Below are 23173 nucleotides of genomic sequence, written 5' to 3'. Positions count from 1 at the left end.
CTCATCGCCGCGCCCCTTCGAGCCGCTGCTCGCTGTCGAGCAGATAGCCTTCGATCGCGTCGCGGTGCACACCCGGCGCTTGCCACAGGCCGCGCTGCATCGCCTCGACGAGGCGCTCGCAGATCCCGTGCAGCGCGTGCGGATTGTGCCGCTCGAGGAACGCGCGCGTGTCCGGGTCGTGCAGGTACGCGTCGGCGACGAGCGCGTATTGATGATCGGCGATCACGCGCGCGGTCGCGTCATAGCCGTACAGGTAGTCGACGGTCGCCGCAATCTCCGCCGCGCCCTTGTAGCCGTGCCGCTTCACGCCGTCGATCCACTTCGGATTGACGACCCGCGAGCGGATCACGCGCGCGATCTCCTCGCGCAGCGTGTTCATGCGCGGCGCGGCCGGATTGCTGTGGTCGCCGTGATAGAGGCTCGGCTGCCGCCCCGACGCGTGGCGCACAGCGGCCGCCATCCCGCCGTGGAACTGATAGTAATCGTTCGAATCGAGGATGTCGTGCTCGCGGCTGTCCTGGTTCTGCACGACGGCGTCGATCGTCGCGAGGCGCGCGCCGAACGCGTCGTGCGCGGCCTCGCCCGCGCTGTTCTGCGCATACGCGTAGCCGCCCCAGGTGCGGTACGCGTGCGCGAGATCGGCATCGGTCTGCCAGCGGCGGCCGTCGATCAGCGCCTGCAGCCCCGCGCCGTAGCCGCCCGGCCGCGCACCGAACACGCGCCAGCCCGCGCGCCGGCGCGCTTCGTCGGCGGGCACGCCGCGCGCGACGAGCGCGTCGGTCTCGCGCCGCACGCGCGCGCGAACCGGGTTCAGATGCTCGGGCTCGTCGAGCTCGGCGACCGCCTGCACGGCCGCGTCGAACAGGTGCATGACGTTCGCGAACGCATCGCGAAAAAAGCCCGACACGCGCAGCGTCACGTCGATCCGCGGCCGGTCGAAGATCTCGATCGGCAGGATCTCGAAATCGGTCACGCGATGGCTGCCGTGCGCCCACTTCGGCCTCACGCCGAGGAGCGCGAGCGCTTGCGCGACGTCGTCGCCGCCCGTGCGCATCGTCGCCGTGCCCCACACCGACAGGCCGACCGCGCGCGGGTAGTCGCCGTGTTCCTGCAGATGGCGCTCGATCAGTTGCTGTGCGGATTTGAGGCCGATCGTCCATGCGGCCTGCGTCGGCACCGCGCGCGTGTCGACCGAATAGAAGTTACGGCCCGTCGGCAGCACGTCCGGCCGCCCGCGCGACGGCGAGCCGCTCGGCCCCGGCGGCACGAAGCGGCCTTCGAGGCCGCGCCGCAACTGGCGCAGCTCTTCGTCGCCGCATGCGTCGAGGCGCGGCAGCACGTCGCGCGCGATCCGCTCGAGCACCGCGTGCGTGTGCGGCCAGTGCGCGGCGACGTATGCGGGATCGGCGAAGTCCGTTGCGTTCGATCGCGGCGCGGCGTTCGGGAACGCGGGGCTTGCCGCGGAATCGTCATGCGCGGCGTGGGCGGCCGGCCGCCCCCCGGCGCGCGGCTCGACGCCTGTCGGCACGTCGCCGTCCTTCGCCTGCGTGGGTTGCGCCGCGTGGGCGGCCGACGCGCGATCCGCCGTCTGCCGGTCCGCCGCGCGGATGCCGCGCTCCGTCGGGCGGCCGTGCGGCGCGCGGCCGTTCGCGGGCGCGCCGCGAAGCGTTGCCGAACGCGCCGCGCCATTCGGATCGCGCTCCGCGCCGCGCACGTCGCGCGAATTCGCCACGCACGCGTCGGCCGCGTATTCGCCGTCGTCGCGCGCACCGTGCCGGCCACGCGCGCGATCGGGCGCGTCGCCGCCGCACGCGTCGGCATGGCTGCCGTCGTCGCGCGCGCCGGTCGATCCGCGCGCGGAATCCGGCGCGTCGCCGCCCTCCCCGCATATCCGCTCGATCAGCCGGCGCGCCAGCCCTTCGAGCCGCTCTCGCGTGTCGCCCGCGTGACGCCACGGCTCGCCGCTCACCGCACGCAACGCGTCGGGCCGCGGCCCCGTCCATGGCGCGGCCCAGTCGGACGCGAGCGGATCGAAGTGCTCGCCTAGCGCGAGATCGCGCGCGAGCGCGCCGATCAGCCCCGCGTGCTCGCCGCGCCCGTCGCCCGACGGAAAGCGCGCGAGCGCGACGAGCGTATCGCGCCGCTGGCGGCCGCGCGGCGAGCTGCCGAACGTGTGCAGCCCGTCGCGGATCTGCGCCTCCTTCAGCTCGCAAAGCCACGCGTCGACGCGCGTGAGCAGCGCATCCTCGGCATCGCGCCCGCTGGGCGGCGCGATGCTCAGCTCCTCGTGCAGCTTGTGCTCGACGATCGTCTCGAGGATCGTCTCGCGCAGCACCTTCGCGCGGCGCGCGTCGACCATCAGCGCATCGTAGTATTCGTCGACCTGCCGCTCGAGATCCTGCAGCGGCCCGTAGTTTTCCGCGCGCGTGAGCGGCGGCATCAGATGGTCGACGATCACCGCCTGCGCGCGCCGCTTCGCCTGGCTGCCCTCGCCCGGATCGTTGACGATGAACGGATACAGGTGCGGCATCGGCCCGAGGATCAGGTCCGGCCAGCACGCGGGCGACAGCGCGACGCTCTTGCCCGGCAGCCATTCGAGATTGCCGTGCTTGCCGACGTGGACGAGCGCGTCGATGCGAAACGCGTCGCGCAGCCAGAAATAGAACGCGAGATACGCGTGCGGCGGCACGAGATCGGCGTCGTGGTAGTTCGCGTAATCGTCGTCGCCGCGCGAGCGCGACGGCTGCACGCCGACGAACACGTGGCCCGCGCGCCAGCCGGAAATCGGGAAGCGCCGCTGCCGCAGCGTCGGGTCCGCTTCGGGCGGGCCCCAGCGCTCGTTCAGCGCGTCGCGCGCCGCTTGGGGCAATTGCGCGAAGCGGCGCAGGTAATCGTCGAGCGGGTAGCTCTGGAACGCCGGGCGCAGCGCGCGCGTCGACGGATCGTTCGTCACGCCTTCGGTGATCCGCGCGAGCAGCGCGTCGCCGTCTTCGGGGAGCTCGCCGATCCGATAGTCTTGGTCGCGCAGCATCGCGAGCACCGCGAGCGCGGACGCCGGCGTATCGAGCCCGACGCCGTTGCCGATCCGCCCTTCGCTCGCCGGATAGTTCGCGAGCACGAGCGCGACGCGCTTGTCCGCGTTCTCGAGCGTGCGCAGCCGGCACCAGCGGCGGCTCAGCTCGGCGACGAACGCGATCCGCTCGTCGTCCGGCTGATAGCGCACGACGTCGACCTCGGTGTGCGGGCAGCGGTACGCGAGCCCCTTGAAGCTCACCGCGCGCGTGACGATCCGCCCGTCGACTTCCGGCAGCGCGACGTGCATCGCGATGTCGCGCGCGTTCAGGCCATGCGGATCGGCGAGCCATGCGTCGCGATTGCCGCCCGACAGGATCACCTGCAGCACGGGCGCGTCGCCCGCGAGCACCTCCGGCTCGTCGGCGCCGAGCGCGCCCGCCGCGAACGCGGTCGTGTTCAGCACGAGCGACACGTTCGCGTCCGCGCACAGCTTCTCGACGACCGCGCGGCTCATCGCGTCCTTGAGCGACGTCACCGCGATCGGCAAAGGGTTGAGCCCTTCTCGCTCGAGCGCGGCGGCAAGCGCGTCGAACACTGCGGTGTTCGCGGCCTGCCAGTGCGCCTTGTAGAACAGGATCGCGACCACGCGCGCATGCTCGCGCCAGCGCGCGCGCCAGTCGTCGAGGCTCGGGCTCGCGAGCGCCGGATGATAGAGCGCGGCGGCGGGCAGCGGGCGCGGCGGCTCGGGCTCGTCGCCGACGCCGAGCGCGTGGTGCGCGATGCTGCGCAGCAGCGCGCGGGCGTTCGCGGGCCCGCCCTCGCGCAGATAGCGCCACCACAGCCGGCACAGCTCGGGCGCGACCGTGCTCTTCGCGATCAGGTTCGGGTCTTCCTGCAGGTCGCCCGAGAACATCGCGAGCTGCTGCCCGGCGTGCGCCGCGAGCGCGACCGCCTGCTCGATCCCGTACGGCCAGTATGTCTCGCCGCCGAGGTGGTCGATCACGACGGCGCGCGCGTGACGCAGCACGTCGTCGACGTAGAAATCGACCGACGCGGGCTGCCTCAGGAACGTCACGTTCGCGAGGCGCACGCTCGGAAAGCCGTCGCCGAGCGTCGGCACGACGCTCGCGAGCAGCGACAGCGTCGTGTCGGCCGAGCTCAGGATCACGATGTCGGCCGGACGCTGGTCGATCCGGACGACGCCCTGCGTATCGTCGACGAAGCCGCCCGGCGTCGTGCGCAACAGATGCATCGCTCTACTCCGCGCCGCGCGGCATCACGCGGCCTGCGCGCGGGCCGCGAGCGCCGCGTCGAACGCGCGCTGCAGCGCGGCCGCGTCGAGGTCCTCGCCGATCAGCACGAAGCGGCTCAGGTCGGCTTCGCCGTCGCGCCAGCGGCGGTCGAAATAGCTGTCGAAGCGCCGGCCGACGCCCTGCACGACGAGCCGCATCGGCGCGCCCGGCAGCGCGGCGAAGCCCTTCACGCGGTAGATCGTGTGCGCCTCGACGAGCGCCGCGAGCGCCGCGAGCGCGGCCTCGCGCGAGCTCACGCGCGCCTCGACGACGACCGAATCGAACTCGTCGTGGTGATGATCGGGATCGTCGGCCGAGCCGTGGTGATCGTGGCGCAGGTGAATCGTCTCCTCGGACGCGGCGTTCAGGCCGAGCAGCGTCGCGAGATCGAGCTCGCCGCGCTGCGCGCGCACGATCTTCACCTGCGGCGCAATCTCGTCGCGGATCGTCGTCTCGACCGACGCGAGCGCGCCGTCGTCGAGCAGATCGGTCTTGTTGACGATCACGAGATCGGCCGACGACAGCTGATCGGCGAACAGCTCGTGCAGCGGCGATTCGTGATCGAGGTTCGGGTCCGCGCGGCGCTGCGCGTCGACGGCGACCGGGTTCTCGGCGAACTGGCCGAGCGCCGCGGCCGGCGCGTCGACCACGGTCAGCACCGCGTCGACGGTGAAGCTGTTCTTGATCGACGGCCAGTTGAACGCCTGCACGAGCGGCTTCGGCAGCGCGAGGCCGGACGTCTCGATCAGCACGTGGTCGATGCCGGCTCGGCGCTCGACGAGCTTTTCCATCACCGGATAGAACTCTTCCTGCACGGTGCAGCAGAGGCACCCGTTCGCGAGCTCGTAGAGCTGGCCGTCGGCTGCGCGGCCCGCTTCGTCGCAGCCGAAGCCGCAGCCCTTCAGGATCTCGCCGTCGATGCCGAGCTCGCCGAACTCGTTGACGATCACGACGATGCGGCGGCCGCCCGCGTTCTGGAGGATGTGGCGCAAGAGCGTCGTCTTGCCGCTGCCGAGAAAGCCCGTGACGATCGTCACGGGAATTTTGCGCATTTGCATGGTGGTTCCGTTGGTCGGTATCGGTTCGAATCGGTTCGATGTCAAGGCGGCCGCGAACGCGCGGCTCATGCGGAGATCGTCACGTCGATGTCGTCGTAGCGCCTGATCCGGTAGATGAGCGCCGAGACGGCCCAGCTCGCGACGAACAGTCCGATCACGAAATAGCCGAGCACGCCGAAGTGCTCGGCCGCCATCGCGACGAAGTCCCAGAGGCCGCCCTTGAGCGCGAGCTTGTCGCCGACGAGGGCGAGCGCCTCGATGCCGCCGATCACGACCGCCACGAGCACCGACACGAACGTGATCGTCATGTTGTAGTAGATCTTGCGGATCGGCCGCACGAACGCCCAGCGGTACGCGCCCATCATCATGATGCCGTCCGTCGTGTCGACGAGCGTCATGCCCGCGGTGAAGAGAACGGGCAGCGCCATCACGGACCAGAACGACAGCCCGCCGTGCGCCTGCGTGGCCGAGATGCCGAACAGCGCGATCTCGGTCGCTGTGTCGAAGCCCAGGCCGAACAGGAAGCCGATCGGATACAGGTGCCAGCTGCGCGACACGATCGCGAACAGCGGCCGGAAGATCCGCGCGAAGAAGCCGCGCCGGTTGAGCAGCAGGTCGAGATCCTGCTCGACGAGCGGCTCGCCGCGCCGCACCGCGCGGAACGTCCGGTGCACGGAGATCAGGATCAGCAGGTTCGCGAACGCGAGCACGAGCAGGAAAAACGCCGACACGCTCGTGCCGATCACGCCGCCCCACGCCTTCATCCCTTCGAAGCGCTCGGCGAGCGTCGCGGCCGTCAAGGCGACGGCGACCGTCATCAGGATCACGACCGTCGAGTGGCCGAGCGAGAAGAAGAGCCCCGCGCCGAGCGGATTCTTTTTCTCGTGCATCAGCTTGCGCGTGACGTTGTCGATCGCGGCGATGTGGTCGGCGTCGACCGCATGGCGCAGCCCGAACGTATAGGCGAGGAGCGCCGTGCCGAGCAGCACCGGCTGGCCGTGGAACGCGGCGAACGCCCAGATCCACGCGCCGACGTTGAACGCGATCAGCAGCGCGTAGATGCCGACGATCTTGCTGCGGAGCTCGGCGGGGCTGTCGTTGAAGAGACGGAGAAACGATTTGAGCATGGCGCTCCCTTTGCGAACCGGTCGACAAACAAGACGAATGCCAACACGCGCGACATCGTGCGCGATGCGCGTGCCGCCGCGCCCGGTTCGTCGTCCGTCCGCGCGCACTGCGCGCCGCTGCGCATTTGCAACGCGCGCGTTTGCGACATGCGCATATGCAACGTGCGCGCCGGCCGCTCGCGCAGATGCGACTCGCGCGGCGCGGGCCGAAGCACGCGGCACCGGACGGGGATGAGCCAGGCAAGGCGGCGTCGAGCGACGCGATGAAGCCGTGGACGACGCGCCGCATCCCCGCGGCGCTGAACCCTGGGGCCGCTCGCCGTCGCGGCGGCGGATGCGCTCGAACGGCGAACGGGCCCCGTGTCTCGGCCGGTATCCGGGCTGACGAAAACGCCGCTTCACCTTCCCGGACGCGATGCGTCCAGTGGTTGGCCGCGCATTCCGGCGGGCATGCGGAGAAGCGGGCGCCGCATCGCTCGCGCGATGCCTTCGCTTACCGTTGCGGGGGCAGCGCAGGTTGGCGAGCCGCGACGCGGCGACGCTCCCTGCTTCCCGTTTGACTGCGTGCGACAAGAACCCGCACGCGAGCACCGAAACGCGAGCGAGTGTAGGCGCGCGGGCGCGGTGCGTCAAGGCGGACAAAAGGCGCGGAAGGACGACGCGGGCGCGGCGGGTGTCGCGCAGCACGGCGGCTGGAACACGTCACGACCGATGGCGGGCCGGCGCGCGAGCGGCGTCGATCGCCGCGCCGCGGCCGAAGCGGCGCGTCGATCGGAGCCGCGCCGGATCAGCCGACACCGCGCGCCGGATGCGGCGTGTCACGGCTGCCCGGCGCGCGAGCGGGCGCAGACGGCGCTCGCGCGCGCAAGCCGGACGCCGCGCCGACGGCCGGCTCGCGCCGCCCCGCGCGGTCGGCCCGGTCGGCCGCCTGCGCATGCCGCGCTGCCCGCGCCGCCCGCCCGGCGCGATCCGGGCGGAGCCGTCGGCCCTCGCCGGCCGCGAGCGCCGACGCCCGCTGCCCGCCCGCCGCGCGCCTTCGGCGGCGTGCCCTCGCGTGTTCGGCGCTGTGCTATCGTATGCGCGCGTTCGGTGCTCGAGCGCGCGACCCGCGCGCTCAGTCAAACGGGAAACAGGAAGCGGCGAGCCCGCGCAGCCTGTGCTGTCCCCGCAACGGTACGCCGCCTGCGACGCGCCCGCCGCGTTCGCGCATTCCGCCATCGCGCCACTGTCCTCGCCACGGACGGGAAGGCGGCGGAATGGCAAGCGGCCAGCCCGGATACCGGCCGACGCAAGGGGCGAGCCGCGCTCGCCGAACGCCCGGTTCCGCGGGGGACGGAACCGGGCGCGCAACCCACGCAGCATGACGTGCCGGCTCGCGAGCCGGCCGTCGATGGCCGAGGCCGCATGACTCCATTCGCTCCAAGCCGCCGGAACCCGCGCGAGCGCGACTCGCTCGCGCACCGCCCGATGATGCGCGTCGCGCTCGGCATCGGCTGCCGCGCGGGACGGCCCGCCGATGCGATCGAGGCCGCGATTCGCGCCGCGCTCGCGCAACTGCCGGATGCGTCGCTCGCCGACGTCGGCGTGGTCGCCACGCTCGACGCGAAGGCGCGCGAGCCGGGCCTCGTCGAATGCTGCGCGCGCAACGGCTGGCCGCTCGCCGCGTTCTCGCGCGACGAGATCGCCGCGCAGCTCGCGCGTTTCGCCCGCGACGCGCGGCGCGCGGCCGGCGCCGCGCCGTCGCTCGCCGCGCGCGCGCGCTTCGGCGTCGACGGCGTGTGCGAGCCATGCGCGCTCCTCGCCGCGCCGAACGGCGCGCTCGTCGTGCGCAAGCTCGCGCTCGACGGCGTGACGGCGGCGCTCGCCGGCCCGCTGTAACGCGCGCCCTCTTCCGATCCACGAACGACACGACTCACAGGACTCCAGTCGATGAAAACCGATTCCGAATCGCATCAACGCATGGCCGAGCGCCGCCGCGCGGGCCACGAGAAAAAGCAGGCGGCCGCGACCGCCGAGAAAGGCCTCTTGATCGTCCACACGGGCAACGGCAAGGGCAAGAGCACGGCCGCGTTCGGGATGGCCGTGCGCATGCTCGGCCACGGGATGCGGGTCGGCGTCGTGCAGTTCATCAAGGGCGCGCTGCATACGTCCGAGCGCGATTTTCTCGGCGCGAACGCGCAGTGCGATTTCGTCACGATGGGCGACGGCTACACGTGGAACACGCAGAACCGCGACGCCGACATCGCGACCGCGCGCCGCGGCTGGGACGAGGCGCGCCGGATGATCGAAAGCGGCGACTACCGGATGGTGATCCTCGACGAGCTGAACACGGTGCTCAAGTACGAATACCTGCCGCTCGACGAAGTGCTCGCGACGCTCGCCGCGCGCGCGCCGACGCTGCACGTCGTCGTGACGGGCCGGCACGCGCCCGACGCGCTCGTCGACGCGGCCGATCTCGTCACCGAGATGCGGCTCGTCAAGCATCCGTACAAGGAGCAAGGCGTGAAGGCGCAGCGCGGCGTGGAGTTCTGACGCGATGCCCGCCTGCCCCGCGCTCTTCGTGAGCGCCGCCGCGTCCGGCCAGGGCAAGACGTCGGTGACGGCGGCGCTCGCGCGCCATCACCGGCGGCTCGGGCGGCGCGTGCGCGCGTTCAAGACCGGCCCGGATTTTCTCGACCCGATGCTGCTCGCGCGCGCGAGCGGCGCGAGCGTCTATTCGCTCGATCTCGGGATGGTCGGCGAGCGCGGCTGCCGCACGCTGCTCGCGCGCGCGGCGGCCGACGCGGACGTGATCCTGATCGAAGGCGTGATGGGGCTCTTCGACGGCACGCCGTCGAGCGCCGATCTCGCGCAGGCGTTTGGCGTGCCGGTCGCCGCGGTGATCTCCGCGCAGTCGATGGCGCAGACCTTCGCCGCGCTCGCGTTCGGGCTCGCGCGTTTCCGCCCCGGCGTGCCGTTTCACGGCGTGTTCGCGAACCGCGTCGGCTCCGAGCGTCACGCGCAGCTGCTGCGCGGCGCGCTGCCCGCCTCGATCCGCTGGCTCGGCCATCTGCCGCGTGACGCACAGATCGCGCTGCCGGAGCGGCATCTCGGGCTGCATCAGCCGGACGACGTCGCCGATCTCGATGCGCGCCTCGACCGCGCGGCCGACGCGATCGCGCACACGGCGCTCGCGGAATTGCCGCCCGTCGTCGAATTCGCGTTCGAAGCGGGCCGCGACGGCGGCGGCACCATCGCGACGCCGTGCGCCGCTCACGCCCGCCATCGCGCGCCTTCGACGCCCCGCGCCGCCGACGATCGCGACGATGTCGCGGCGGCGGCGAATGCGGCCACCGAGGCGAACGAGGCCACCGAGGCGAACGAGGCCAATGAGGCCAATGAGGCGGATGAGGCGGATGAGGCGGATGAGGCGGACGCCGCCGATCGTGCGCGCGAAACGATCGCGGCGGCCAATCACTCGGACGGCGACGGCGACAGCGCCGCGTCCGCCGCGCCGGCCCGCGCGACCAACGACGCCGCGTCGCGACTCGCCGGCAAACGGATCGCGATCGCGCGCGACGCGGCGTTCTCGTTCATCTACCCGGCGAACCTCGATCAACTGGAGGCGCTCGGCGCCGAGCTCGCGTTCTTCTCGCCGCTCGCCGACGAGCCGGTGCCGGACGGCGCCGATGCGCTCTATCTGCCGGGCGGCTATCCGGAGCTGCACGCGGCGCGGCTCGCGGCGAACGCGACGGCCGCGCGCTCGATCGCCGCGCACGTGGCGGCGGGCCGGCGCGTCGTCGCGGAATGCGGCGGCATGCTGTACCTGAGCGATTCGCTGACGGACGCCGACGGCGTGAAAACGCCGATGCTCGGCCTCGTGCCGGGCCACGCGGCGATGCAGCGGCGCTTCGCCGCGCTCGGCATGCAGACACTCGCGACGCGCTTCGGCGCGATGACGGGCCATACGTTCCACTATTCGCGCTTCGCGACGCCGCTTGCGCCCGCCGCCGCCGCGACGCGGCCGGACGACGGCGCGGCGGGCGAAGCCGTGTATCGGCACGGCCCGATCGTCGCGACCTATCTGCATGCGTACTGGCCGTCGAATCCGCGCGCGGCGGCGGCGCTTTTCGCGGGCGACATGCTCTGACGCGTTGCCGCCCGGCTCGGGCAGCCGGGTCGCGCCCGCCGTCATGCCTCGCCGGGCGGCAACGCGGAATTGCAACGCGGGGTTGAATTTCAGCAGGCCGCGCGTTCGCGCCGCGGCAGCCGCTCCGCACACGCGCGGCAGCCGGCCGGCGCGACGCTCGGCGGCGACGCTTCGCCCGCGCGCGGCGCGCGCCGCAAGCGCCTCTCGCCGCGGCGGCCGCGGGCATCAAGCGAGCAGCGTGTCGTCGTGCGCCATCATCAGCGTGCGCATGTCGTGCCACATTCCGTAGTAATGCACGATGAAGCTGTCGGGGCGGCGAAACAGCCAGGGCGTGTTGATGCCGATCATGTCCAAGACGGCTTCGTCCTGAAGCAAGCCGGCCCTCGACATCGCCTCGATGAACTGGAGCTGGTCGCCGTCGCCGGCGTAGACGCCGGATCGGTCGGGCATCGCGGCGATCGTCGCCATGAGATCGCGCAGCATCGCGTCGTTGCGCGGCGTGCGCCGAAAGCCCATCACCCCCGAGTTGAACGGCCACTGGCCGACGTCGCGCGCGAGCAGCACGTCGCGGCCTTCGAGCATCGGCTCGAGCTTGCGATGCGGGTCGGCGATCAGCACGTCGGCGTCGAGCCAGACGACCCAGTCGTGATGTTGCAGGTAGCTGTGCAGCAGCCACGGCTTGAACCAGTTGCCGGTTGCGTCCAGGCCGATTTCGCGCGGAATGTCGCGATGCACGTAGAGCGTGTAGCCCTGCGCTTCGCAGTAGCGGCGGAAATTGCCTTCCGCGATTCGCGCATAACTTTCGATGTGGGAGGTATAGAGCGTCGTGAGCGCGATCGCGCGGCCGGGATTGTACGTGCTGCGCTCGGCGGCGTCGGCGGCCGGATACTGCGGAAACGAAAACATCGGCAGCGCGGCGGCGCGGCACCGGTTGACGTGCTCGACGAGCACGTCCCGGAAGCGCGGCGTCACGCCTTTGTGATCCGGCGAATCCGGCGCGTCGTCGATGCTGACCGCGAACGTCGGCACCCGGCTCCAGAGCGGATCGTAGTTGTATCCCGTCGGCATGACGGCGCAGATCCCGTCGATCAACGTCATGTAGTGCTGCGTGTCGAGACCGGCGAGCAACGCGGCTTCGGACGTCGGCGGGCCCTCGCCGCCGAGCCGGCATTGCTTCACGAGCCGCAGCACGGCCTCTCGCACGGCTTGCGTGTTGCGCCAGAACTGCACGTCGACCTGCGGCAGCGCATGCGAGGACGTGCGCACGAGCAGCATGTCGCGACCGGCCATCAGGCGCTCGATCGCAACGGGCTCGACGATCGCCGCGTCTTCGCTCAGCAGCAGCACGAGCTCGCCCGGCCGCGCGCGCCGCAACGCGTCGAGCAGCGCTTCGTAGCGGTACAGCGCACGCAGCGGAAGCGCTTGCGGCATCGCGCAGGCGTCGATCACCTCGTGGCGATATCCGTGCAACCGCGCATACTGCCGATGATTGGCGAGGCTGGCCGGCGCGGGATGGCAAAAATGGCTGAGCACGATCATGGCGTGGCCTGCAGCTCCTCGGCCCGGCGCCGGACCCGCTTGCGCACGCTGTCCATGTCCCATAGCCCGAGGCAGCGATCGGACATCGGCACCACGCCGATGTCGGGCCCGTAGATGATGCTTTCGTGACTCCCCTCGATCAGCAGCGACAGCGGAGCATCGAGATCGTAAGGCGCCATCTCCAGATTGATGGGGGTCCACTGGCCGGTGACGATGTCCGCGTTGCGCGGATACGTGCGATACACGAAGGTGGTGGTCAGCAGAAAGCGTGCGGACGTGTTCGCGAAACGTTCGAACGCGCGGAACACGTCGGCGTGAGAAAAATGGAACAGGCAGTCGCGGCACAGAATCAGATCGGCTTGCGGCAGCGCGTCGTGCAGGAGATCGAGATGCATGAAGCGGCGGTTCGCCGCCGCCCACGCCTGCTGGTTGGCGGCGACGAGATCCGGCACGATGTCGGCGCCGATATAGTCGATGCCGGTGAGATCGACGTGGCGCATCCAGTTGAAATCGCCGCACGGCACGTCGAGCATCGACTTCACGCCGAAGCGGCGCAGCAGCCCGGGCAATTCGCGAATGATCTGCGCCGCATTCTTCAGCTCGGAACCCCAGCCGGACACGCTCTCCTGCGAATGCCAACCTTTTTCGTCGTAGATCTTCTGGAATACTTGCGACGCGTCGTTTTCCATGTCACACACCCCTTCTTTCGCGAAGCATTGCGGTCGGTCAGCGCCTGCCGGGTCGTGGCAAAAGAAAGGCTGCTTCGGTCGGACTGGCGATGCGCATCGGATTATACGACGCCAAAATCGACGGCACGGCGCGGCGTGGCCGGCCGGCTCGACGGGCCCGGCCGGCGTGCGCGATGGCGCCGCACTCGCCTTGCCGGCAAACGACACGCAACGAAGCGGGCATGCCGCCGATACGGCGTACCCGCTTCGTTCATTTACCGAGCCGAAAGAACCGCTGCTTGCGCGGCCCGCTCACTCGACGCGCGCGTCGAGCCCCGCCATGATCGCGAGCCCTTCGTTCAACGCCGGAAAGAGGCTGCGGTTGAAATTGTTCCAGCGCAGCTCGAGGATCGTGTCGCCGGGATCGATCTCGGTGTTCAGCACGTCGTGGATCACCTCGCCCGAATCGACGCCGTTGTCGACGTAATGAAACGATGCGCCCGTCATCTTCACCGGCTCGACGGGCACGGTCTCCATCGTCTTCCAGTCGACGACCTTTTGCCCGCGCGCGCCGAAGAGCGCGTCGAGCGTCGCATATGCGCCGCGTCGCTCGTACGGCGACTCCGCGCGCGTGATGCCCGGATGGATGTTGACGATCCGCCGGCAGTACGGCGCGCCCGGGCGCACCAGTTCGTCGAGGATCACGAGCAGCCCGTCGAGCACGACGAGATCGGCGCCGAGCGCGTCGAGCGTGTCGCGCAGATGCGCTTCGAACGCGCGCTTGCCCGCCGGCCGCGCGGGCGAATCGAGCGGCTCGCGCCGGTATTCGGACGGAATCGCGAGCAGCAGGTCGTTGACGAGCCGGCCCGCTACGCGCAGCTCGGGCGGATAGAACCAGCGCTTGCCGGGCTCGTACGCAAAGCCGTATTCGGCGAGCTTTTCGCGGTCGAGCGGCGAACCCGCGTCGTCGTCGTAGATCACGCGCTCGAGCGAGTACGCGTCGCCGAGCTCGGTGTCGTTCAACGCCCCGACGAGCGATTCGAGCACCGATTTCATGTAGCGCTTGCCGCCCCTGTAGTCGACCTGCTGCCCCGCCTTGTCGGCGGCGGCGTTTCTGAGCGACCAGATGTAGACGAGTTTCTTCTTTGCCATCGCAGTGTTGTCCTCTCGTTCGGGCGGCGCGCCGCCGCGCCGCCCATGGGATGATGAGACGCGCTCACCAGTTGTATTTCGCCGTCGCGATCACGGTGCGCTGGTTGCCGTACATGCATACCGAATCCGACTGGCAGCCGGACACGTAGCGCCGGTTGAACAGATTCGTCGCATTGACCGCGAAGCGCCAGTTGCGCATTTCGTAATGCAGCGCGGCGTCGAAGAGCGTGTAGCTCGGCACCGTCAGCGAGTTGTCGGCCGCGCCCGCCGCCGCGCTCATGTAGCGCACGCCCGCGCCGATCCCGAAGCCCGTGAGCGGCCCGTTGCGCCACGTCCAGTCGGCCCACAGCGACGCGATCTGGCGCGGACGCGGAACGTCGATGGGCCACTTGTTCAGCGTGTTGTCGTTCGCCTGCACGTTCTTCACGTCCTGATAGACATACGCGGCGATCACCGACAGCTCGCGCGACAGATTGCCGACCGCGCTCAGTTCGATGCCGCGCGAGCGCACTTCGCCCACCTGCACGAACGTGCTGCTCGTCGGATCGTTCGGATTGCTCATCGCGACGTTGGTCTGGTTGATCTGATACACGGCCGCGTTCAGCATCAGGTTCTTGCCGGGCGGCTGCCAGCGCAGGCCGGCCTCGATCTGGCGGCCCTTGGTCGGCACCGCGAGCCCGCCGCCCGAGAGCTTCAGGCCGATTTGCGGATTGAACGACGTCGAATAGCTGATGTACGGCGCGAGGCCGTAGTCGCCGAGATAGGTCAGGCCCACGCGCCCGCTGAACGCGTGATCGTTCTGCTTGAAGCTCGCCGAATTCGCGATGTCGTCCTGCGACGTGCGCGTCCAGTCCTGCCGGCCGCCCAGCGTCAGCACCCAGCGCTGCCACTTGATCTGGTCCTGCACGTACAGGCCGAATACGTTGAGCGTCGTCTTCGTGTCGGTGCGCGGATACGCGCCCGGCCCGCTGAAGATGTCGGCCGGGATCGGCGTGTAGACCGGCCGGTACAGGTTGAGGCTCGGCGCCTTCGCGAGCCATTCGCTGTCCGTCGTCGTCTGGCGGTTGTAGTCGAAGCCGAACAACAGCATGTGCGAAAGCGGGCCGGTCGTGAATTTCGCCTGCGCCTGGTTGTCGACGTCGAAGCGGCTGTAGTTGAACTGGAACAGGCCCGCGTAGCGCGTGAGCGTCGCCATCGTCGGGTCCGCGCCGTCGAGGCCGCCGCCGTAGACGGACGCGTCGTCGAGCGACAGGTGCATCCAGCGCACGTTCTGACGGAACGTCCATACCGGGTTCAGCTTGTGCTCGAACTGATAGCCGAGCGACCATTGCTTCTTCCGGTAGTGATCGAAATTCGCGTCGGCCGTATACAGATCGTCCGAGATCGTGCCGTTCGGGTTCGGCAGCACCGTGCCCTGCGCGGGCAGGAAGTTGCTCGACGTGTCGCCCCAGTCCTGCAGGTACGTCGCGGCGAGCGTGAGCGACGTGTCCGCGTTCGGCTGCCACTTGAGCGACGGCGCGAACGACACGCGCTGATCGGCGAGCGGCCCCGTCTGCGCGTTGCCGTCGCGGCCGACGCCGACGATCCGGTACGACAGCGTGCCGTCCTTGTCGATCTTGTCGCCGACGTCGAACATCAGTTGCTTGCGCGCGTAGTTGCCCACCTGCACGCCGACTTCGCGAATCCGCTCGCCGTTCGCGAGCTTGCTCTGCACGTCGACGATCGCGCCGGGGTCGCCCTGCCCGTACAGCACCGACGTCGGGCCGCGCAGCACGGCGATGCTGTCGACCATGTACGGATCGACGCGCCAGCTCGACAGGTTCAGCGTGTTCGGCACCTGCAGCCCGTCGACGAACACGGTCGGCGTGAAGCCGCGCAGCGCCGCGTACCAGTCCGAGCGGTTGTCCGATCCGTAGCTCGAAAAGCCCGGAATGTAGCGGAACGCCTGATTGATGTCGGTCGCGCCCGTCGCCTCGATCTGCTGCGCGGTGACGATGTTGATCGTCTGCGGGATCTCGACGATCGGCGTATCCGTTTTCGTGCCGCTCGTGCTGCGCCGCGCGACGAGACCGATGGTCGCGTCGCGCGGCGCATCCGCCGACACCGATATCGCGGGCAACGTGCCGCCCGACGCGGTATCCCCATTCACCTGACTGCCCGGCTGCCGCGCGTCTCCCCCCGGCTGCACCGCCTGTGCCTGCGCATGACTCGCCGCCGCGTAAAACGCCACGCCCGCCGCGGCCGCGATCGCACGCACGCGCGTGCTGGTTGCCCACTCCATCTTCCGTTGCTCCAAGTTGCAAAGCGGCCGCGAGGCCGCGCCTTCATCAAAGAGCGATGGCCAGCCGGCCGCCGCTCACCCCGTTGTTATCGTGTCGTGGCCGCGCGCGGCCTTCAGGCCGGGCGGCTTCTTCGTGTTCTGCTCCGTGCGCGCACTCGGCGAGCGACGCGGCGATTTCGTCGGCGCGGCGCGCGAGCACCGACAGCAGCGTGTCGGACAGCCCATGGCTGTCCTCGCAGCAACCTTGCAGATAAATGCGCGGCTTGAAGTGCGCGGGCGTCGCGAGCCGGTAGTCGCGCGCGACGTCGCCCGCCGCGAGCGCGTCGCCGAGATGCGGCGCGAGTCCGTCGAGAAGCGCGAGATGCGTGTCGCGGCGATAGCCCGTCGCGAGCACGAGCGCGTCGAAGCGCTCGGTGCGCGCGTCGCCCGTCAGGCGGTCGCGCAGCACAAGTTCAGCCTGCCCGTTCGCGGTGCGCGCGGCCGATTCGATCGCGGCGTTCGCGAGCAGCCGGTGGCGCGGCGCATCGCCCTTCGCGTCGGCGACGCGCTGCAGGTAGAGCATTTCGTAGATCTGCTCGATGAGCGGCCGGTCGACGACCGCGTAGTTCGTGTCGCGAAAGCGCTCGATCAGCGAGCGCCGGCCGCTCGCCGGCTGCGCGTAGACGACGTCCGTGAACGCCGGATTGAAGATCTCGTTGACGAACGGGCTGTCGTCCGCCGGCTTGAGCGCGCCCGAGCGGATCACGAGGCTCGCCTCCACGTGCGGAAAGCGCCGCGCGAGATCGACGAACACCTCCGCCGCGCTCTGCCCCGCGCCGATCACCGCGACGCGTTTCTTCGAACGGGCATCCGGCGTACGGGCTTCCGGCGCGCCGACGAGCCGGTCGATCGACGTCAGGTAGTTCGACGAATGGACGACGAGATCGGGCCCGAGCGCGGCGAACGCGTCGGGCACGCTCGGCGCGCCGCCGACGCCGACCGACAGCGCGCGCGCGACGCGCTGCCGCTCGCGGCCGTCGGCGTCCTTCGAGAACACGCGCAGCGCGTCGATCTCGCCGCTCGCGCCCGGCGCGGCGACGGGCTCGATCGCCGTCACCGTCTCGCCGTAGTGGACGCGATCGTCGAACGCGTTCGCGACCCAGCTCAGGTAATCGTGGAACTCGACGCGCGTCGGATAGAAGTTCTTCAGGTTGACGAATTCGCTCAGGCGTCCGTGCTCGTACAGGTAATTGACGAACGTGAAGCGGCTCTTCGGATCGCGCAGCGTGACGAGATCCTTCAGGAAGGAAATCTGCATCCGGCAGTCGTCGAGCAGCATCCCGCGGTGCCAGCCGAAGGCCGGCTGGCGCTCGACATGGCAATGCGTGAACGCGGCCGCGTCGCCCGCTTCCGCGAGGCGCACGGCGAGCGCGAGGTTCGACGGTCCGAAACCGACGCCGATCAGGTCGAATACGGTATCTCTCTGCATGTCTCTGATTCCCTTAACGGTGTGGCCGGCGCGCTGACGGCGCCGGCTGGACAAAAACGTGACGCGGATCGCGCGCATCGGCGACGCGGCCGATCCGGGCCGGGCGTGACGGCGGCAGGCGGCGCTCAATCGGCATCGCGCGCCTCGGTGGCGGGCTGGCCGGCCGCGCGGGCCGGGTGCGCCCCGAGCGCGGCGAGCGCCGCGAAGCTCGGCGCGGCGAACACGTCGGCGATCGCGAGCGCGAAGCCGGCCGAGCGCGCCGCGTCGACGAAGCGCACGACGTCGAACGACGTCGCGCCCGCTTCGAACAGGTCGTGCTCCGGCGCGGGCGCGGCGCGCCCGAAGCACGCGCGCCATACGTCGGCGAGCGCGTGCGCGCGGCCGCCCGCCTCGCGCGCGCGCTCGTCGCCGCCCGCCGCGCGCGATGACGACGACGACCGTGCGGCGAGCGCGTCGCACACGTCGCGCGGGTCGTGCACGTCGTGCGCGTCGAGCGGAAAACGCGCGGCGGATGCGCCGAGCGCGCGCGCGGGCGCGTCGACGAAGCCGCGCACGACGTCGAGATAATCGGCCGCGAGCGCGGCGACGAACGCGCCGTCGACGCGTTCCGTCGCGTACGAGAACGCGCCCGTCACGCGGCCGTCCGGATGCTCGACGAGGTCGAGCTCCAGCTCGAACACCACGCGGTGCCTGACGTCGTTGAATGCCTCGACGGCAAGCCCCGCCCAGTCGCGCGCGGCGGCGCCCGCTGGCCGCAGGTAGTTGAACATCACCTGGAACAGCGGATTGCCGTTGACCGCGCGCGGCGTGCGCAGCGCGGCCACGACGTCGCCGAACGGCGCGTCCGCGTGCGCATACGCGGCGAGCGCCGCGTCGCGCACCGCGGCGACGAGCGTCGCGGGCGTATCGGCGCTCGTCATGCGCGTGCGCACGACGACTGCGTTGATGAAGAGCCCGAGCGCGCGCTCGGCGGGCTCGCCCGTCAGCTCGCGCGTCGACGCGAGCACGCCGACCGGCTGGTCGGTCGCGCCCGTCGTGCGGTAGAACGCGGCGTTGAACGCCGCGTGCAGCAGCATCGGCAGCGTCGCGTGCGCGTCGAGCGCCATCGCGCGCGCGCGGCGCGTGAGCGCGCCGTCGAGCTCGAACGCGAGACGGCCCGCGTCCCAGCGCGGCGCCGCCGCGCGGCCCGCGCGCGGCGGCGGCAGCGCGTGCGACGGCGCGCCCGCGAGCGCCTCGCGCCAGAACGCGAGGCGCGCGTGCGGCGCGGCGGCGGGCAGCACCGGCGTGTCGATGTCGAGCGAATCCGCGCGCGTTTGGGCAACTGTTTCGCCAAGCGTTGCCGGCGGCGCGGCCGAGCGCTTTTCCGCAAGCGATTCCGCCGGCGCGCCGGACGCCGTGGATGGCTCCGCGGCCGCTTGCCCGCCGCCCACGCGCCGCGCGACGTACGCCGAGCGGACCTCGTCGAGCCACAGTTCGATCGACTGGCCGTCCGACACGATGTGATGGACGACGAGCGACAGCACGTGATCGTCAGCGCCGAGCCGGATCACGCGCGCGCGCCAGAGCGGCGCGTCGGCGGCGAGATCGAACGGCGTGAGCGCGTCCTCGTCGGTCAGCGCGACGGCGGCGGCGAGCCGCGCGTCGTCGTCCGCCGCGCCCGAGGCCGCGCGCAGATCGACGATCGGCCATTCGACGCGCCGCGCGGGCGCGATCCGCTGCCCCGGCGCGCCGTCCGCGCGCGCGACGATCCGCGTGCGCAACGCCGGATGGCGGGCGTCCGCATGCGAGAACGCATCGGCGAGCGCGTCGGCGTCGAGCGCGCCCCGCAGCCGCAGCGCGACCGGAATGTTGTACGCGGCGCTGTCCGGCTGCGCGCGCCACAGGAACCACAGCCCGCGCTGCGCGGCGGACAGCGGCAATACGCCGTCGGCGTCCCGCGCGTACGGCGCGGCGGGCGCATCGCCCGCGCCGTGCGCCGCTTCCACCTGCGCGGCGGCCGCGACGCGCAGCGCGTACGGCGCGAGAATCGGCGCCTCGAAGAGCGCGCGCACCGGCACGTCGCGCGCGAGCCGCTCGGCGACGCGCGTCGCGACGCGCACCGCGGCGAGCGAATGGCCGCCCAGCTCGAAGAAGTGATCGGCGCGGCCGATCCGCTCGGCGCCGAGCACTTCGCGCCAGATCTCGGCGAGCGCCGCCTCGATGTCGTTCACGGGTGCTTCGTACGCGCGCGCGGCGTGCGCGGGCTCGGGCAGCGCCGCGCGGTCGACCTTGCTGTTCGCGTTGCGCGGCAGCGCGTCGAGCACGACGATGTGCGCGGGCACCATGTAGTCGGGCAGCGTGCGGCGCAGGTGCGCGTCGAGCTCGGCCGCGTCGGCGCGCGCCGCGCGCTCGCGCGCGTCGCCCGTCAATTCGACGAACGCGACGAGCCGCGCCTGCGCGCCCTTGCCGAACACCACCGCCACCGCCTCGCGCACGTCGCCGTGCGCGGCGAGCTGCGCCTCGATTTCGCCCAGCTCGATGCGCAGCCCGCGCAGCTTCACCTGATGGTCGATGCGGCCGAGGAAATCGAACACGCCGTCCGCGCGGCGGCGCACGAGGTCGCCCGTGCGATACAGGCGCGCGCCCGGCGCGCCGTACGGATCGGGCACGAAGCGCTCGGCCGTGAGCGCGGCGCGGCCCAGATAGCCGCGCGCGAGCCCGATCCCCTCGCCGCCCAGATACAGCTCGCCGATCACGCCGACGGGCAGCGGATTCAGGCGCGCGTCGAGCACGTGCGCGGTGCGCGCGCCGACCAGCGTGCCGATCGGCAGATACGCCGCGTCGGCGAGCTTTGCCGGATCGTCGCCCGGCTCGAACATCCACAGCATCGGCGTGATCACCGTTTCGGTCGGCCCGTAGCCGTTGACGACGCGCGCGTTCGGAAACGCGCGGCGCATCAGCGCGAACGCCTCGCGCGACGTCGCCTCGCCGCCCACCGTGATCGAGCGCAGCGACGGCGGCGCGCCGTGCTCGAGCGCCCATTCGGCGAGCTGCGTCGCGCAGCCGGGCGGCACGTACGTCATCGTCACGCCCTCGCGCGCGATCAGCGCGCAGGTTCGCGCGGGCGGCCACAGCGTGTCGGCCGTCACCGCGACGGCCGCGCCCGACATGTATTGCGAAAACCAGCCCTCGTGCGCGCCGTCGAAATTGACCGACTGGAACAGCATGAACACGTCGCGCTCGGTCGCTCCGTAGCGCGCGGCGATCGCCTCGCAATGGCGTGCAAACGCGCCGTGATCGACGACGACGCCCTTCGGCTTGCCCGTCGAGCCCGACGTGTAGATCACGTACGCGGCCTGGTGCGGCGACACCTCCGGCAGCGCGACGCCGTCGATCCCGGCGTCGGCGATCGCGTCGTCGACGAGCCACGCGTGCGCGGCGCCCGAGAGCGGCAGCGCGTCGATGCTGCCGCGCTCGGTGATCACGTGCGCGATCTGCGCGTCGTCCAGCATCTGCGCGAGCCGCTCGCGCGGGTGGCTCGGATCGAGCGGCACGAACGCGCCGCCCGACTTGAGCACGGCGATCAGGCCGACGAGCAGATCGACGGAGCGCGACAGCGCGACGCCGACGCGCGTCTCCGCGCGCACGCCCGCCGCGACGAGCCGCTTCGCGAGCCGCGTCGCGCGCTGCTCGACCTCGCCGCGCGTGAGCGCGCGCTCGACGTCGGCGGCGCCGCGCGCATCCGGGCGACGCCGCGCGTGTTCCGCGATCCGGTCGTGGACCGACACGAACGGTTCATCGAAAGCCGCGCCCGAAGGCGTGCCGGCAAGCTCGCCGAAAGTTGCGTCGACGGGCCTGCCGGCCCGCTCGCCCGGCGTCTCGACGACAACGCGCGCCGACGCCGCGCCGCCGCGCTCGCGATCCGTGAAATCGTGCGTCTGCCCGTTCCACGCGGCGAGCTGGCGGCGCTCCGCCTCGGGCAGCCATTGCAGATCGCCGAGCGCCGCGCCGGGCGCCTCCAGCGCGTGCGAGAGCAGCTCGACGTAGCGCGCGGCGAAGCGCTCGATCGCGTCGGCGTCGAAGATGTCGGTCGCGTACACGAAGCGCGCGTCGAGCCCGCCGTCGTCACGCTCGTCGAAGCTGAGCGCGAGATCGAATTTCGCGTACGGCATGCCCGAGGGCAATTCGGTTGCGCGCACGTCGGCGAACGACGGCAGCGCGCGCCGCGCGCCGTACGCGGCCATCACCTGAAAGAGCGGATGGTGGCTCGCGCTGCGCGCGACGCCGAGCGCGTCCACCACCTGATCGAACGGCACGTCCTGATGCGACTGCGCATCGACGAGGCCGCGCTGTGTCGCGTCGACGAGCGCGTCGAACGCGCGCGTCGCGCCCGTTTGCGCCGCGAGCGTCAGCGTGTTGACGAAAAAGCCGATCAGCCCGACGGTCTCGCCGCGCTCGCGGTTCGCCGACGGCACGCCGATCCGGATCTCGGGCTCGCCCGACGCGCGCGCGAGCAGCGTCGCGAGCGCGGCGAGCAGCACCGCGAACGGCGTCGCGCGGCGCGCCTGCGCGAGCGCGCGCACGCGCCGCGCGAGCGCGGCGGGCACGTCGAACGCGTGGCGCGCGCCGCTCGCGCTGCGCTGCGCGGGGCGCGTCGCCGCGCCCGGCAAAAGCAGCGCGTCGCGGCTCGCGTCGAGCGCCGCGCGCCAGTGCGCGAGCTGCCGCTCGCCCTCGCCCGCGTCGAGCCAGCGGCGCTGCCACAGCGCGTAGTCGGCGTACTGGATCGGCAGCGGCGCGAGCGACACCGCCTCGCCCGTCGCGAACGACCGGTAGAACGACGACAGCTCCGCGAGCATCACGTCGGCCGACCAGCCGTCGGACACGATGTGGTGCGTCGTCAGCACGAGCCAGTGCGTCGCCGCGTCGAGCCGGATCAGGTGCGCGCGCACGAGCGGGCCGCGCGCGAGGTCGAACGCCTGCGCCTCCTCCCGCGCGGCGACGGCCGCGGCGCGCGCGTCGCGCGGCGCGGCGGGCGTGTCGGCCGCATCGGCATCGGCGTCGGCGAGATCCGTGTAGCGCCACGGGCAGCGCATCGGCGCGTGCACCGTCTGCAGCACGCCGTCGGCGCCTTCGGCGAACGTCGTGCGCAGCGCCTCGTGGCGCGCGATCAGCGCGTCGCACGACAGCCGCAGCGCGTTCGCGTCGAGCGCGCCGTCGAGGCGCAGCCGCTCGGTGATGTGATACGCGGCCGATTCGCCGAGCAAGCGCGCGTGCAGCCAGAGGCGCGTTTGCGCGAACGACGCCGGCACGCTCGCCGCGCGGTCTTCGCGCGGCGGAATCGGCAGCATCCGGAAATCGATCCCCGCGTCGCCGAGCTTCGCGAGGAACTGCTTGCGCTGCGTGTCGGGCAACCGCGCGAAGCGCGCGGCGAGCGACAGCAGATCGGGTGTGGTCATGCGGGCTCC

At 71.4% G+C, this 23173-nt stretch carries 12 protein-coding genes and 2 riboswitches; of the genes, 3 read left to right on the top strand and 9 right to left on the bottom strand.

What is annotated here, in order from left to right; genetic code table 11:
- Nucleotide 1: 1 nt before the first annotated feature.
- The 3 genes from cobN to WS91_RS13460 all read right to left on the bottom strand — a co-directional run bounded on the left by cobN (nt 2) and on the right by WS91_RS13460 (nt 6492).
- Complete coding sequence (cobN, locus tag WS91_RS13470; RefSeq protein ID WP_059670404.1) at nt 2-4267, bottom strand: cobaltochelatase subunit CobN; 4266 nt, start codon at nt 4265-4267, stop codon at nt 2-4.
- Nucleotides 4268-4291: 24 nt separating this feature from the next.
- Nucleotides 4292-5365 carry a cobalamin biosynthesis protein CobW gene (gene cobW / locus WS91_RS13465; protein WP_038743048.1) on the bottom strand — a complete coding sequence of 358 codons (1074 nt, stop codon included), beginning with the start codon at nt 5363-5365 and terminating at the stop codon, nt 4292-4294.
- A gap of 65 nt (nt 5366-5430) precedes the next feature.
- Entirely contained in the window at nt 5431-6492 is a 1062-nt protein-coding gene (locus WS91_RS13460) for a HoxN/HupN/NixA family nickel/cobalt transporter (protein WP_038743049.1), read from the bottom strand.
- Nucleotides 6493-6842: 350 nt separating this feature from the next.
- Nucleotides 6843-7102, bottom strand: a riboswitch (cobalamin riboswitch).
- Between the two features lie 459 nt (nt 7103-7561).
- Nucleotides 7562-7794: riboswitch (cobalamin riboswitch) on the top strand.
- Nucleotides 7795-7959: 165 nt separating this feature from the next.
- Between WS91_RS13460 and WS91_RS13455 the strand changes: the two genes are divergently transcribed.
- From WS91_RS13455 to WS91_RS13445, 3 genes are read left to right on the top strand one after another with little or no spacing between them, the layout of a single operon-like run.
- Entirely contained in the window at nt 7960-8370 is a 411-nt protein-coding gene (locus WS91_RS13455) for a cobalamin biosynthesis protein (RefSeq protein ID WP_038743051.1), read from the top strand.
- A gap of 51 nt (nt 8371-8421) precedes the next feature.
- Nucleotides 8422-9024 (top strand): cob(I)yrinic acid a,c-diamide adenosyltransferase, encoded by a 603-nt coding sequence (cobO, locus tag WS91_RS13450; RefSeq protein ID WP_059670403.1) that lies wholly within the window; start codon nt 8422-8424, stop codon nt 9022-9024.
- 4 nt (nt 9025-9028) lie between these two features.
- Nucleotides 9029-10621 carry a cobyrinate a,c-diamide synthase gene (locus WS91_RS13445; RefSeq protein WP_059670402.1) on the top strand — a complete coding sequence of 531 codons (1593 nt, stop codon included), beginning with the start codon at nt 9029-9031 and terminating at the stop codon, nt 10619-10621.
- Between the two features lie 225 nt (nt 10622-10846).
- On the opposite strand, the gene WS91_RS13440 is transcribed toward WS91_RS13445, so the two are convergent.
- The 6 genes from WS91_RS13440 to WS91_RS13415 form a co-directional block, all read right to left on the bottom strand.
- Nucleotides 10847-12160 carry a hypothetical protein gene (locus tag WS91_RS13440; protein ID WP_059574975.1) on the bottom strand — a complete coding sequence of 438 codons (1314 nt, stop codon included), beginning with the start codon at nt 12158-12160 and terminating at the stop codon, nt 10847-10849.
- Complete coding sequence (locus tag WS91_RS13435; RefSeq protein ID WP_052144962.1) at nt 12157-12849, bottom strand: class I SAM-dependent methyltransferase; 693 nt, start codon at nt 12847-12849, stop codon at nt 12157-12159. Before WS91_RS13435 ends, WS91_RS13440 begins: the two co-directional genes overlap by 4 nt.
- A gap of 291 nt (nt 12850-13140) precedes the next feature.
- The gene (locus WS91_RS13430) at nt 13141-13980 is read right to left on the bottom strand and encodes a formyltransferase family protein (RefSeq protein ID WP_038743055.1); all 840 of its coding nucleotides are present in this window, start codon (nt 13978-13980) and stop codon (nt 13141-13143) included.
- Between the two features lie 64 nt (nt 13981-14044).
- Nucleotides 14045-16261 carry a TonB-dependent siderophore receptor gene (locus WS91_RS13425; RefSeq protein WP_059670401.1) on the bottom strand — a complete coding sequence of 739 codons (2217 nt, stop codon included), beginning with the start codon at nt 16259-16261 and terminating at the stop codon, nt 14045-14047.
- A 46-nt stretch (nt 16262-16307) separates the two neighbouring features.
- The gene (locus tag WS91_RS13420; RefSeq protein WP_059574981.1) at nt 16308-17729 is read right to left on the bottom strand and encodes a lysine N(6)-hydroxylase/L-ornithine N(5)-oxygenase family protein; all 1422 of its coding nucleotides are present in this window, start codon (nt 17727-17729) and stop codon (nt 16308-16310) included.
- A gap of 125 nt (nt 17730-17854) precedes the next feature.
- Entirely contained in the window at nt 17855-23164 is a 5310-nt protein-coding gene (locus WS91_RS13415; protein ID WP_059670400.1) for a non-ribosomal peptide synthetase, read from the bottom strand.
- Nucleotides 23165-23173: the final 9 nt, after the last annotated feature.

Origin of the sequence: Burkholderia sp. MSMB1498, from assembly GCF_001526245.1 — a bacterium.
Classification (GTDB): Bacteria; Pseudomonadota; Gammaproteobacteria; order Burkholderiales; family Burkholderiaceae; genus Burkholderia; species Burkholderia savannae.
The sequence above is the reverse complement of the archived record's forward strand: the minus strand, read 5'-3'. Positions and strand labels throughout refer to the sequence as shown.